11 protein-coding genes and 1 pseudogene are annotated in these 13,137 nt (G+C 65.1%); 10 read left to right on the top strand and 2 right to left on the bottom strand.

The annotated features are described in order from the left end of the window. Window positions 1-411: 411 nt before the first annotated feature. The 4 genes from BO39_RS27570 to BO39_RS27585 all read left to right on the top strand — a co-directional run bounded on the left by BO39_RS27570 (window position 412) and on the right by BO39_RS27585 (window position 4,558). Window positions 412-1,071: a ParA family protein gene (locus BO39_RS27570; RefSeq protein ID WP_084698620.1), complete on the top strand. Its 660-nt coding sequence runs from the start codon at window positions 412-414 to the stop codon at window positions 1,069-1,071. After that, complete coding sequence (locus BO39_RS30630; RefSeq protein ID WP_156964044.1) at window positions 1,068-1,775, top strand: hypothetical protein; 708 nt, start codon at window positions 1,068-1,070, stop codon at window positions 1,773-1,775. The genes BO39_RS27570 and BO39_RS30630 overlap by 4 nt, the downstream gene beginning before the upstream one ends. An 851-nt stretch (window positions 1,776-2,626) precedes the next feature. After that, window positions 2,627-3,109: a CopG family transcriptional regulator gene (locus BO39_RS27580; protein WP_420493651.1), complete on the top strand. Its 483-nt coding sequence runs from the start codon at window positions 2,627-2,629 to the stop codon at window positions 3,107-3,109. 120 nt (window positions 3,110-3,229) lie between these two features. Next, entirely contained in the window at window positions 3,230-4,558 is a 1,329-nt protein-coding gene (locus BO39_RS27585) for an extracellular catalytic domain type 1 short-chain-length polyhydroxyalkanoate depolymerase (RefSeq protein WP_043839815.1), read from the top strand. A 262-nt stretch (window positions 4,559-4,820) separates the two neighbouring features. Here BO39_RS27585 and BO39_RS34090 read toward each other — a convergent pair whose 3' ends face one another. Then, window positions 4,821-5,015, bottom strand: coding sequence for a hypothetical protein (locus tag BO39_RS34090; protein WP_211257594.1), 195 nt, complete (start codon window positions 5,013-5,015; stop codon window positions 4,821-4,823). Window positions 5,016-5,021: 6 nt separating this feature from the next. Here BO39_RS34090 and BO39_RS27590 point away from each other — a divergent pair, with 6 nt between their 5' ends. The 5 genes from BO39_RS27590 (at window position 5,022) to rpoD (ending at window position 9,888) form a co-directional block, all read left to right on the top strand. Continuing rightward, a complete protein-coding gene (locus tag BO39_RS27590) occupies window positions 5,022-5,810 on the top strand; it encodes an alpha/beta fold hydrolase (protein WP_211257595.1) in 789 nt (262 codons plus the stop codon). 423 nt (window positions 5,811-6,233) lie between these two features. Beyond that, complete coding sequence (locus tag BO39_RS27595; RefSeq protein ID WP_043839817.1) at window positions 6,234-6,437, top strand: cold-shock protein; 204 nt, start codon at window positions 6,234-6,236, stop codon at window positions 6,435-6,437. A 263-nt stretch (window positions 6,438-6,700) separates the two neighbouring features. Continuing rightward, the gene (locus BO39_RS27600) at window positions 6,701-6,940 is read left to right on the top strand and encodes a hypothetical protein (RefSeq protein ID WP_043839819.1); all 240 of its coding nucleotides are present in this window, start codon (window positions 6,701-6,703) and stop codon (window positions 6,938-6,940) included. Window positions 6,941-7,164: 224 nt separating this feature from the next. Then, window positions 7,165-7,734 (top strand): hypothetical protein, encoded by a 570-nt coding sequence (locus BO39_RS27605; RefSeq protein ID WP_043839821.1) that lies wholly within the window; start codon window positions 7,165-7,167, stop codon window positions 7,732-7,734. 252 nt (window positions 7,735-7,986) lie between these two features. Further along, the gene (rpoD, locus tag BO39_RS27610) at window positions 7,987-9,888 is read left to right on the top strand and encodes an RNA polymerase sigma factor RpoD (RefSeq protein ID WP_052402949.1); all 1,902 of its coding nucleotides are present in this window, start codon (window positions 7,987-7,989) and stop codon (window positions 9,886-9,888) included. A gap of 1,358 nt (window positions 9,889-11,246) precedes the next feature. Here rpoD and BO39_RS27615 read toward each other — a convergent pair. Continuing rightward, complete coding sequence (locus tag BO39_RS27615) at window positions 11,247-12,623, bottom strand: deoxyribodipyrimidine photo-lyase (protein ID WP_043839823.1); 1,377 nt, start codon at window positions 12,621-12,623, stop codon at window positions 11,247-11,249. A gap of 253 nt (window positions 12,624-12,876) precedes the next feature. Between BO39_RS27615 and BO39_RS34095 the strand changes: the two are divergent. Beyond that, a pseudogene (locus tag BO39_RS34095) lies at window positions 12,877-13,137 on the top strand (hypothetical protein); the annotation flags it as partial.

A 13,137-nucleotide genomic window follows, 5' to 3' on the forward strand; every position in this document is an offset into this window, starting at 1 on the left:
CCCGCCGCACCAGCTTGATCGGCGCCGAGGCACTGACGGCAAACCGGGCTGCTGCCTCCCGTGCTGAGGCCCCCTCCTCAACAGCCCGAACCAGGCGCTTGCGCAGGTCCTGCGACAGGGGTGCCGTCATCACCAGCCTCGCTGCTCCATCAACAGCGTCGAATCAGAACCCGCGAGGCCGTGCAAGCCTGAAGTGCTCTAGTGGATCGCGCTGGAAATACTCACCCTATAGATGGTAACGGTTGCGGTGCAGAATGCTCCTGCCAAAAGTTTCGTATTGGTTGTGGGATTGCCTGTGCTCCATTCCCGCAGCTATAGGATTAGGTAGCAATCCGGTCCAATTTTCCTCAGGGAAAGACCGCTTCGCTGGACCGAACTACCCCGTGATTTTGGTTCTTGGGCAGGTGACAAATGGCAAAGCCTAAAGAGTGCCGAATTCTTGTTCTAGGCGGATCAAAGGGTGGTTGTGGTCGCAGCACCTTAACACGGAACCTTCTAGTCGCTGCTCGGCAGGCCGGCTTGACAGCCGTAGGCGTAGACCTTGACGCGCAACGCACCCTCCGTAAGTGGGCTGACCGACGGGTCGAGACCCGTCAGCGGTTGCCTCAAATCGTCGATGTTGAAGTGATCGCGAGCTCGGCGGACGAATGGGAGACGGTCCGCCCGAAGCTTAGTGCCTATCAACTTGCCATCGTGGACACGGCACCGGGGGTCGAGCACGAGATGGCCCGCATGCTCGCCATCTGCCGGGATGCGTCTTATGTCCTAGTGCCCTGCTCGCCTTCGACCGACGATCTTGAATCAGTCGTCCCGTGGTGGACGAGCCTTGTGGCTGGCGGTGCTAACGGCGCCTTCGTCCTTAACCGCGCTAACAGGAGAACCAAGTCGTTCGCGACCTCGCGCTCTGCTCTTCTCCGCTACGGTGCTCTCGTGCCGGTTGAAATTCCGCTGCTTGAGGATATTGCCGCGCCGTTCTCGTCAGGGCTGTCGGTAGTGGATTACGACAAGGCGAAAGGCGCGGACGTGATGGCCGACCTGTGGCGTCACACCCGCCGGGAGATCGGAGTTTGAATAAGCTCACCAGCCGCCGCCAGAAGGTAAGCGGAGCCGAGAACATGAACCTCCTAGCGGGCGACGACCGCAGCCAGCGCGCTGGAGCCATTATCAAAGCGGACGATGTGGGAAGGGAGGTCGTGACTGAACTGTTCGCAGGCCTGCCGCTCGACCCAGAAAAATTGCGGCTCCTGCTGCAGGCCCGCACAGTGATTACGGAGGAATGGGGCAAGGCCCAGAATTCGGCCCTCCGGGTTGGGCAGACCCTCCTTCATCTCAGCCGCACCCTAACAGAAGACGAGTTTCGCCGGGTTCGGAAAGGGTGTGACCGGCTCTTCTCGATCTCAGACGCCATGGCGACCAAGCTCCGTCTTGCGGCTCTGACGGTGGAGGACTGGCAACTCTCGGCCGATCAGGCGCCGCCCTACACAGTCCTCTACGAGATTTCGACTTTGCCGCCTGAGGGACAGCAACTGGTTCGGGAGCGCGGCCTAATGAGGCCGGACGTACGGCGCGGGGAGATTGTGGCCGTCCGGCGCGAGTTGAAGGCTCACAAGATCATGACACCCGTACAGATTGAGGGCTACGCCGAGCCATCGCCACCAGCCACCACCACCCTGTCCCGCGACGACCTGCTGAGTGAGCGGGCGCGCCTGCTGACGGAGGTCGCCCGTATCGACGGCCTGATCGCACGAATGGACGCGGATCGTACCTCGACCTGAACAGTGCCATTTCGAGGCGCGCTGCTTACGGCGACTGTTGCGGTGGGGAGGGCCGGAATCTTCGCTTATCCACTCTCAAGAGGATGAAGGAAGGGGAAAGGGTCACCGCTGTGCTGGTTACCTCGCGCACCAGGGGAGAGGCACCCTAACTTCGCCGCTGCCTTGGCAGCAGCCCTCGATGGGCGCCATGCCATGCTGTCAGTCGTAATCCCGGATATTCGGTGTCCCGATCGGGTAAGATCCGAGCTGAGTTGGGCAGATGAGCTAGCCCGGGTTTGGCCGCATTGCTCGCCGAAAGCCCGCCAAATCCAGGTCGAAGTCGCCCTCTGCAGCAAGCACTCACGCACGATAATCCCCTTCTTATCATGCTCAAGGGGGCGGGCAGGGGGCTGTTGCCACGAGAAGGCACCCGCTGGCGGGGTGAGGACAGCTGGAACGGGCGCGGGAGCGCCCACCGGGCTGGTTAGAGTAGAGCGCAGGACGTGGCGATTCTGGTGGGTCGCGGTCTGATCGCCAGCAAACCCTGAGCTTTCCTGGCCTTTGTGGGTGACGGAAGGAGCGTGACGAACAGCAGCGGGTCGAACGTGCCGGCCGAAGCGCTGACGGTGCTGGCAGGGCCGACGGGCGAGGCGCTGGCGAGGGCGGCCAGCCATGCGGACAGGCGCTGTCGGAGAACATCCAGCGTGCCTTCTGCCCCTCGTGCGCGGCGGTTGCGTGTCCTCCCTGCCGGCAGCTTCCGTCGTCATCGCCGGTCACCTCGGCAGCCTCGTTGCGACCTTGAGCGGGAGCGGCTTGGTCTAGCAGCCTGCGATGGAGCTGTGCCGGCTTTCAAAGCCCAAGGTCTTCATCCATTGAACCGCAGCACCTTAACCCCATTTACCATCCCACTGGATGGTTACGGGATGGTTGAGGTGGCTGGCAACGTACAGGAGCTGCGACCACGGTCCGGCGGAGACACCGAGAAGATCACCATCAATCTCGGCTATGTCGATCTTGGGCATGTGGATTTGCTGGTTCAGGACGGTTTCTACGCCAACCGTACAGATTTCATCCGTACCGCCATCCGCAACCAAATCGAACGGCACAGCGACGCCGCCAAGCAGTCTGTCGCTCGGAGAAGCCTTGACCTCGGCCTGCGGCACTACAGCCGCGAGGAACTCGAGCAGGTGCGGGCAGCTGGGGGAGCGCTCGACATCCGGGTGCTTGGGCTTGTCACCCTCGCTTCGGATGTCACGCCCGAGCTCGCTCGCGCAACCATCGCCTCGCTCTCTGTGCTTGGTGCTCTCCAGGCCAGCCCGGCCGTGAAGGCTGCACTGGCCGACCGGATGCGCTGAACTCCGCTTCGAGGAGGCTTTCCCCCTCCTCTCCTCCCTTCACCCCACAACACAACCGCGGCGGATCGGACCACCCTCCCTGGGCGGCCGCTCGCTCGCCCGCGCCAAAGAGGTAAGAACATGACGCCGTTCGACAGTAAGGTGCTCCCCAACATGCAGGAGGCCGCCCGCCTCACTAGCGAGGGGCGTGTCACCGAAGCGACGGCGCTTCTGCAGCGTCTGTTCCGCGGGGAGGCCTCGCAGGGCGCCGCGCCAGGGACGGCACGACCCAACAACACCGTTGCCCCCGCAGCGCGCGTGCTACGTGTCTTCGATGTGGAGCCTGAAACCGGTGAGGTAAAGAACGCCGTCCCGCCGCCACAGGCCGCAGGGGAGGGGGTCAGCCCGTGGCCCAGTGCAGGCATGGGGCGGACTGCGCCACCTCCGATGTCCGAGGCGCTCCGCGGCTTGCTCGATCAGTTAGAGCAGGGTGGCCTCACCCAGGGCATCGCCGGCCTGCCGGGCAGCTTCGCGCCCGGCCGGTTCGCAGCTAACGAGGTTCCCCTGCCCAATGGCGCACGGTTTGAGACGGCGGCGTTCTCGGGTGATGTGGGGAACCTGAGCTACAAGCTCTACGTGCCCAGCGGCTACCGTGCCGGGCAGAGCGTACCCCTGGTAGTCATGCTGCATGGCTGCACCCAGTCGCCCGACGACTTCGCCGCTGGCACCCGCATGAATACCCTGGCCGAGGAGGGAACCTTCCTCGTCATGTACCCGGCGCAGACGGCCTCAGCCAACGCGCAGCGATGCTGGAACTGGTTCAGCCCGGGCGACCAGCTCCGCGGCAAGGGCGAGCCCGCACTGATCGCGGGCGCCACACGTCAGGTCATGCGCGATCATACTGTCGACCCGCGCCGTGTGTTCGTGGCCGGGCTGTCGGCCGGTGGCGCAGCGGCCGCAATCATGGGGGCGGCCTATCCTGACCTCTACGCCGCAGTCGGCGTCCATTCCGGTCTCGCCTGCGGCGCAGCGCGCGACATGCCTTCGGCCTTCGCCGCCATGCGCCAGGGCGCGGCCGGACGGACGCCGTCTGCACGGAGCGGCGAGGCTGCTGCCGGAGGAGCGGCCCGCGTGGTTCCGACCATCGTGTTCCACGCCGATAAGGATAACACAGTTCACCCGATCAACGGGGACCAGGTCATCGCGCAAGCGGGCGCAGCTGCAGGCGGCAAGCTGCCTGCGAGGGTCGAGCAGGGGCAGGTGGGTGGTGGGCGCTCTTATACCCGCAGCCTCTATACCACTGCTGATGACGCCGCGGTGCTCGAGCAATGGGTTGTGCACGGGGGCGGGCACGCTTGGTCGGGCGGCAGCGCCGCCGGAACCTACACCGATCCGCGCGGGCCGGACGCGTCGCGTGAGATGATGCGTTTCTTTCTCGAACATCCACACCCGGCACCTGCTCAGGGGTAAGCTGAGCTAAGGTCAGGACCGGCTAACCTTCGCCAACGCCTGACGTGATCAGCAGGGATCAGATCAAGGCAGGCGTGACGAATCAGTGCATGGCGACGGGCAGCTGCGGTGCCTGCCCACCATGGAGCTGCTCGAATGCGGACATGCGGCGTTGCAACATTGCACCAGCCGGCGCGTTCGAGGCGCAACAGACTGAGTAGCCGTTCCGGCAGCCGTAAAGTGCCGCGGCGCATAAAGGGTACAGATGAACCTCGCTAGAAGATCACGTGGCGCTCGCCGCCACGGACGGACCGTCGCTTGCGTCGTTGGTGCCCTTGGCGCGCTCGCCCTGGTCAATCACCTCGTCGCGCGAAAAGCCGAGCACCGGCATCCACCCGAGGGCTCTTTCGTCGAGGTGGATGGCGTTCGCCTGCACTACAGCGACCGCGGCACTGGAAGCCCCGTCGTCCTGATCCACGGTAACATGGTGACGGGCGACGACTACAACACCAGCGGCGTGGCCGAGCTTCTGCTCAAGACCCACCGGGTGATCATCTTCGACCGCCCGGGGTTCGGGTACAGCGATCGCCCACGTGGCCGCATGTGGACGGCGCGAGATCAGGCCGAGTTGCTCCATAAAGCCTTCCGAGCTCTGGGGATCGAGCGGCCGGCAGTGGTTGGCCATTCCTGGGGAGCCATCGTGGCTCTCGCCCTCGCCGAGCGGCACCCGGCTGATACGGCCGGCCTAGTGCTTCTGTCGGGCTACTACTTCTGGACGCTTCGGCCGGACGTGCTGCTGGTGGTACCCGGAGCGATCCCCATCGTGGGGGACATGCTGCGCTACACTGTGTCTCCGCTGTTCGGCTGGCTGATGATGCCGCTGCTCAAGCGGGTGCTGTTCTCACCCGCCCCGGTGCCAGCACGGTTCCAGGAGGAGTACTCGCCAGCGATGGCGCTCCGCCCGTCTCAGATCCGCGCGACGTCCATCGACGGCGCCCTCATGATCCCTGGCGCCCTGGGTCTGCGGGCCAGCTACGAAGCCCTTTCCATGCCGGTCGTCATCATCGCCGGGGAGGGGGACAAGGTGGTGTTCAAGCGCTCGGCTGCACGGCTCCATGCCGAAATCACGGGAAGTGACCTGCAGATCGTGCCCGGTGCCGGGCACATGGTCCATCACCTCGCAGCTCGGCAGGTGGCGGCTGCCGTGGAGGCGGTCACAGTCGCCTCTCTGAAAAGAGTCGCCGCGGATCGCCGCCCATCGGCCGAAGTATAGGCACGCTACCACGCCAAGCTTGAGGAGCCCGCCCTGACGGAGTAGCCCAAATCAATCAGCCTCCGACGAAGCCGGAGCGGTTCAGTGTCACGCTCGGGCTCTGGCTTGGAGTGGCTAAAGCTCATGTATCTCTCAAGCAACCACAGCCACGATCATGGCGGTCGATGACGACCTCTACCGCACGGAGCTCACATTTTGCCGGCGTCCTGTTGGGCCGACATCTCATCTTATGTGAATACCACAGCTTCGAAAAAATTCTTGCAAAATAAAAAATATCCGCTACACATATCCCGTCAGGTTCGTTGTTTCGGTGTGCTTCTCAGGCCCATTTATTTGGGCTCCTGGTTTGTTTCCGTTTCAAAGTGAAGATGATCCGGCGCGCAATGTTGCGTGCTGGTTTTCCGTTTTGATCGGAAGCAAATTATGTCTGTCGGCACCGTTAAGTGGTTCAACGCAACCAAGGGCTACGGCTTCATTCAGCCTGAGGACGGCTCCAAGGACGTCTTCCTGCACATCTCTGACGTTCAGCGCGCCGGCATGGACGTCCGCGAGGGCGATAAGCTCGAGTACGATGTGCAGAGCGGCCAGCAGGGCAAGTCTTCGGCCGGCAATCTGCGCCAAGCCTGAAGGTCAAGCGGCCGTATACGCCGCTCCCAGATTATCGTCGTAGCGCTTGTGCTGCGATGGGCTTTGAGCCCCGGCCGGGGAAATCTGGCCGGGGCTTCTGCGTTGCCCGACCGCCAAGGTGGTCAGATGTCGCGGAACCTCTGCCGCTCCACGGCCTGGGTAAGCATTGTTGCTAGCCCACGACGCTTATCCAGCTCTCTAAGGAACGGCCTTAGTGAGAGGCCGGACGGCATGATGTCACGAACTCAAGGAGGGCCACTTCGATGGTCAAGCGCCGCAAGCAGGAAGAAATAGCCGGGGTCCTCGAGTTCGAGGGGCACGCCCCAGACGACATGATGTTCAAGGAATGGATGGAGGAGCACAGGGGGAGGAACGGTGGGAAGGTACGGGTGAGCCAGGGTGCGACCGGGGTTCGCGTCATGTTCAGCAAGGAGGCTGACATGGCGTTCTGGAAGGCACGCCATGAGCAAACAGCACGAGGGGCGACCTCCGCTGATCGGTAGACATGGGTGCGAGCGAAACACAGCTTTCCGATAATCGCCCGTCCCCGAGCAGCACTGCGCAATGATCCAGGGCAAACCGAGCTGGGAAAGAGCCCGCCTGATCCGGCTGTCATGCTGCGGTTCGGGCCTGGCTTTGCTGCCTGTATCGGGTGGTGCCCTGTTTCCCCAGTTACAGCTAACACCCTAGTCCTGCTGGTCAGGCCGCCACATTGACAAGAGATCCAATGACTGACTTCGAAGATGACGTCCTGCGTAAGCTGGCCGAGGCTGAGGTCGCGCGGCAGGAGGAGATGATTCGTCTCGCTGACGAGATCGGGCCGGAGGACAGGAAGCTCGACGATCTCCGGACGGCGCACTTCAAGGATCGAGCAGGCGTGCAGAAAGCGCTGCGGCCCTTGGTAGAAATGGAGCGTCTTCGGGAAAGGGTCCGGCGGACGGTGGCGCTGCTTGAGGCTGGCCCGGCCCACTTCCACTACACGACAGCGATCCAGACTGCGCATGAGGACGCTGTTGAACTGCTGAACCCTTCAGACCCGCTCGAGGACGAGAACTCGGGGTATCATTGCCACGCACGGCTGCTGGTCGCCGGCTTATGGATCGAAGGGTTTGTGGAGGCGCACAACCCCCATTTCCTGTACCTCAAGCGGACCGGCGAGGACGCCGAAATCATGGTTCCTTGGGCACAGATCGCGGCCTTCGAAGCCCGGGCGTCCATCAACCATGAAGCGGTTCGGCGTTCCCTGCACGACGCGGGATTGGAAGACGGGAGCGAGGCCACGACGCCTTCGCACTGAGTATCATGGCCGAGCGCGATCTCTGGACGCGGTTGGTACACCTCCTGCGCGAGCGTGCCGGTGAGGCAAGTGGTGGGAATACACAGGGTGGCAGCGCCGCATGGCAGAGGGCCGCGGATTAGCCCTAAGCGGTAAGTTCGACAACCTCCACATACGGCTCTCCCCTGAAGCGGCTGGCTCCGGCGAGAAGCACGGCCGCAAGGTGGTCACGTAGTTGGAATTCTTGAAGGATCAGGCATGGCGACGGTGGAAATGGACGGCGAGATCGTGCTGGACGAGCGGGAGGAGGCTCTTCTCTGCTCACTACCCGAGGCCGAAGGGCAGGCGCTGCGGCGCCTGACCGAACTGGCGCGGAGCCGGGGCCACGTCACCCATGCCGAGGTTTCCGCTGCCCTTCCGTCCGACCAGCTCTCGTCCGATCGCATCGAGGACGCGCTCGGCGTGCTGTCAGCCATAGGCGTCGAGGTCGCCGAGGACGATGGCGCCGAAGCGGAGGAGGGCGAGGCTGCCGAGCGGCCGCCCGCCGTTGCGGAGGATGACGGGGAGGCCGCCGGCAACGTCAAGGACGACGTTGGACGCAGCGCCGACCCTGTCCGCATGTACCTGCGCGACATGGGCACGATGATGCTGCTCAGCCGCGAGGGCGAGGTCGCCATCGCCAAGCGCATCGAGGCCGGGCGCAACATGATGATCGAGGGGCTCTGCGAAGCCCCTCTGGTGCTGGATGCCATGCTGGGTTGGTACCGGGCGGTCCAGGACGGACGCATGCTGCTGAGGGATGTGCTCGACCTTGAGGCGACGGCGGGCGCCGGAGAGGGGCCTGCGGACGACACCTCCGAGCAGGAGGACGACGAAGCGGGCGAGGCAACCGAGGGAGGCGGGATGGTCTCGCCCTCGGTTCTCGAGCAGCAGCTCAAGCCCGAGGCCATGACGGCCTTTGAGGCGATTGAGGCGGCGTGGCAGGCCATGCAGGGGCTGCAGGCGCGCCGCATGGCAGCCTATGCGGACGGTGAAACCCTTAGAGCGGCGGACGAGGCGGAGTTCGGCCGGCTCCGTGGCGAGCTGGTGGCGTTGGTCGGCAGGGTCCATCTCCATGCAAACCGCATCACCGAACTCGTGGAGCGCCTCCGCGAGGTGAACAAGCGCCTGATGGGCGCCGAGGGGCGGCTGCTCCGTATAGCTGAGACGGCTGGCGTAAAGCGCGACGACTTCCTTGCCGTCTATCGCGCCTCCGCCACCTCGCCAGAATGGGTGGCGAGCCTCGCCGCGCGCAAGGGCAAGGGCTGGATGGCGCTGGCGACGCGCTATGCCTCGGAGGCGGAGGAGGCGCGTGCGGCCATCTGCGCCATTGCGGAGGAGGCAGGACTGCCGACCCCGGAGTTCCGTCGCGTGCAGGCCGTGGTGGCCAAGGGCGAGCGCGACATGAACCGCGCCAAGAAGGAGATGATCGAGGCCAACCTCCGCCTCGTGATCTCCATCGCCAAGAAGTACACGAATCGCGGCCTGCAGTTCCTGGACCTCATCCAGGAGGGCAATATCGGCCTCATGAAGGCGGTCGATAAGTTTGAGTACCGTCGCGGCTTCAAGTTCAGCACCTACGCCACCTGGTGGATCCGCCAGTCCGTCACGCGCGCCATTGCCGACCAGGCGCGGACGATCCGCGTCCCGGTGCACATGACGGAGACGGTGAACAAGCTGAACCGCACGTCACGGCAGATGATGCACGAGCTCGGTCGGGAGCCGACGCCGCTCGAGCTTGCAGAGAAGATGGGAATGCCTGCCGACAAGGTGGTCAAGGCGCAGAAGATCGCGCGTGAGCCGATCAGTCTTGAAACCCCGATCGGTGATGAGGAGGACAGCCATCTAGGCGACTTCATCCGCGACGAGAACGCGGTCATGCCGCTGGACGTGGCGGTGCATGCAGGACTGCGAGATGCGGCGAGCAAGGCACTCTCTGGCCTGACGCCGCGTGAAGAACGGGTGCTGCGGATGCGCTTTGGCATCGGCATGAACTCGGATCACACGCTGGAGGAGGTTGGGCAGCAGTTCAACGTGACCCGCGAACGCATCCGCCAGATCGAGGCAAAGGCGCTGAAGAAGATGAAGCACCCGACGCGTGCCAAGCAGCTGCGCAGCTTTCTGGACGAAGCTTAGACAAGCTCGTCATAGGCCCGCACGGTCGGACGGCACGCGGACAGAAGCGACCAACACGCCTTTGAAAAGCATCGTCAACTTGCCGGCCTCAAGTCAACAAGGCCGGCTGATCGGCAGCAGGACCAAAGGTGATCAGGCCCGCGCGGCGACCCCGCTGGTGTCGGACCACACCTCGAACGCCCGCACCCTTGCGGTGCGTTACTCGCTCCATCCGAGGCACTGTCGGTGACGTCCGGTCCCTTCCGGCGGAAGGCGAGCCAAGCCTCGAGGGCGGCCAGCGGGCAGAAGCCCGGCTCCTTCGGGTTGGCCCAGACGGCGACCTCCTGGCCGGCGCCGCGCTGGTCGGTCTCGGAGCGGCGCACGAGCACGCGGAGCCCCCGTCCGGGAACGGGCGTGACGTCGCCGAAGCGGAGCCCGGCGGACTCGCTGCGGCGGAGGGCGGCACCAAAGCCGACCAACAACAGCGCCCGGTCGCGGGCGCCGAGCGGGGTGGCGGGGAGGGGCGGGTGGCCAGCGTCAGCCGGAGCACGTCCGGTCCGGCGGCGGCGGCCTTCTGCCGGGGGCGGGTTCCCTTGTCGCGGGCGATGCCCTCGAGGACCATGACGAGACGCGGGTGGCGGAGGTCGAGGGCGACGCCCGCGAGGCGATGGGCGGCCTGGATGGTGGCAAGGTGGACGCGCAGCGGACGGCGTACATGGCGAGCGTCTCGGGTCGCCGGCCAGCGGCTCGCGCCCGAGGGAGGCGCACCAGGCCTCGTAGGTGCTCCAGGCCGAGCGGTAGGCGCGGCGGGTGCCCTCGCCGCGGGCGCGAGTGGCGTAGACCGCGGCGCGCGCCGAGAGCGCCTGCAGCTTGGCGGCCTGCTCCGGGTTGCCCGGCACCCGGAGGTCGCGGAGCAGGCGCGTGTGCAGCACCAGGGTTTCGGGCTCAGCGGGCGCAGGGGCCGGTGGGGAGGGCGGCCGGGGCGGGGGAGGGGGCGCGTGGTCGTCCATGCGCCACTCTGGCCCGCCCCATTCCGTCCGGAAGGAGATCGGAACCGTACTCTTCCAGCGCCACAGGCACGATAATCCCCCCTTCTTATCGTGCGTTGGTGACTGCTGAAGGCCTGCTGGAGAAGCGGGTTTGGCCGGGGTTTGCTGGGTTTTGTAAGCGACAAAGACCAAACTGGGCCAACGCGCTTTGTCAGCTTCGGCGTCCGAACGAGAACATACAAAGCAGGCCGTGAAGAAGTTATCCACATTTGTTGGGGACAGTTCGGTGGGTATCGAGGCGGTCTATCGGCACTCTGCCCCGGCCCGGTTCTCAAGATCTTCGCGAGTCAGGCGGCGGTGCCATCGCTCCGCAATCGCCATGTCACACACCTACTCCCGCTCCGCCGCCGCGAGCCGCTCCACGTCGCGGACGTAGCCGTCCGCATCGAACTTCTTCAGGCTCGCCTCGCTCATGGAGCGCACGTTGCCGAATACCGGCTGGGGGCCCCAGGGCCGGTCGTGCAGTCCAAAGAGCCAAGCCACGTTGGTGAAGGAGTTCGCATCGCGGCCATCAATGAAGTAGCGGTTGTTCAGCCGTAGCGCGGTCTCCCAAGCCTCCTCCGGCGAGGCCGACCACTGGACGATCTTCTTTCCCCAGTACATCCGCATATGGTTGTGCATGTAGCCGGTCTCGCGCATCTCCATCATCGCCGCGTTCCAGTAGCGGTCGTGGGTCAGGCCCAGCTCGAACTGCTCGGGCGTGTACAGATGCGGTCGCGGGTCGCCTCGGTGCGCGTCAAGCGTTTTGCGTGCCCAGCTGGGCACGCAGGCGTAGTCGTCGTACCGCGGTTCATAGTGGATGTGGTTGATGGCGAGCTCGCGCCGGATCACGACCTCCTCGATATAGGCGGCCTTGTCCTCGGCGTCGCCGGTGTTCGCCGCCCGCACAGCTAGCGCGATCGCCACGGGCGAGATCTGACCGAAGTGCAGGTAGGGGCTCATGTGCGAGGCGGCGCCGGCCTCGGGCCTACCCCGCACCGTCGCGTACCGGCCGAAAGGGGCGCCAAGGTAGTGCCGCAGCCTGGCCTCCGCCACGGACGTGCCACCCTTGAAGCGCCGCACCGGCCGGACGCTTTGGTCCGCCTTCAGGTTGGCAACCAGCCGTGGCACATCCTCCAGGCCAAGTGTGCTCTCGAAACGCAGGTCCAAGGCTGGACGCAGAACCCGCCGCTCCTCGAGGGGCATCAGGTAGTCCGGTAGCAAGCGGTTGAGCTTGGGCCGAAGCGTCCGTGCGGCAATCTCGTGCTTGGGCGAGACCGTCTCGACCGGAACCACCACGTCGCCCTCGACCTGCACCACCTGACAGGGCGCGCGCGCCGCAAATTCCGCGTAGAACCCGACGGCCGGCTTTAGGTAGGTCCGGTCGCAGACGACAAGGGCGGCGTCGGCCGCGTAGAGCAGCGCCGTTTCCACGGGTGGGTTCCGGCACGCGACGAAGGCGATGCCGCGCTTTTCTAGCGCCGGTCCCACCTCGGCCATGCCCTCCAGCAGGAAGCTCCAGTGGCGGGCATTCACCTCCGGGAAGCCCTCGGCGATGCCGTAGCAGACCAGGACGGGCAGCTTGCGCGCGTTGGCCTCGTCAACGGCGTGCTCAAGGGCTGGGTTGAAGGTAGCACGCTGGGACAGCCCCATCCAGTACAGGACGTAGGACGCCGTGCGGCTCTCCGGCGCCTCGTTGAGGGGACGAATACGGGTCGGCTGAATCATGCGGTCACATGTGGTGCGTGAGCCAGAAGCAGCTAGTTGATGTGGCCCGAAACGCCCCTGCCCGGCCGTTAGGAACGCTGCTGGGGCATTGTCGTGCCTTGGCTGGGGTGCTGCTGCTGGTGGCCCTTCCGCGCGGCCAAGCATACTTCGCGTCTTAAGAGGCTGTTTCCACTACTACCTTGAGTTGAGGAACCCCGTTCCGGCGGTCTGCTGACCATCACCCTACCTCTGCAGCTTTGGCGTGGAGGGAGAGGTGGACAGAAGGATCCTCGGGCTGATCGCGACAGCAATGGAGTGCTGCGAGGGAGGCCGCTCCCGCGGACGCGGCCACCCGCCTGCATCCTTGGTTCGTGTGCTCGCCACCCTCCGGCAGTTCGTGCGCGAGGGCACGCCTTGGCGGAGCCTGCGAGCGACAGCGGAGAAGGCCAGCGGCTCGACCCTGCGCCGCTGTTTGGCAGCGTGGTCACGCACGGGCCTGCTGGCGCGGGTGCATGCTCTGCTCGTCCGCATGCTT

The organism is Roseomonas aerilata DSM 19363, from assembly GCF_000711725.1.
Lineage (GTDB): Bacteria > Pseudomonadota > Alphaproteobacteria > Acetobacterales > Acetobacteraceae > Roseomonas > Roseomonas aerilata.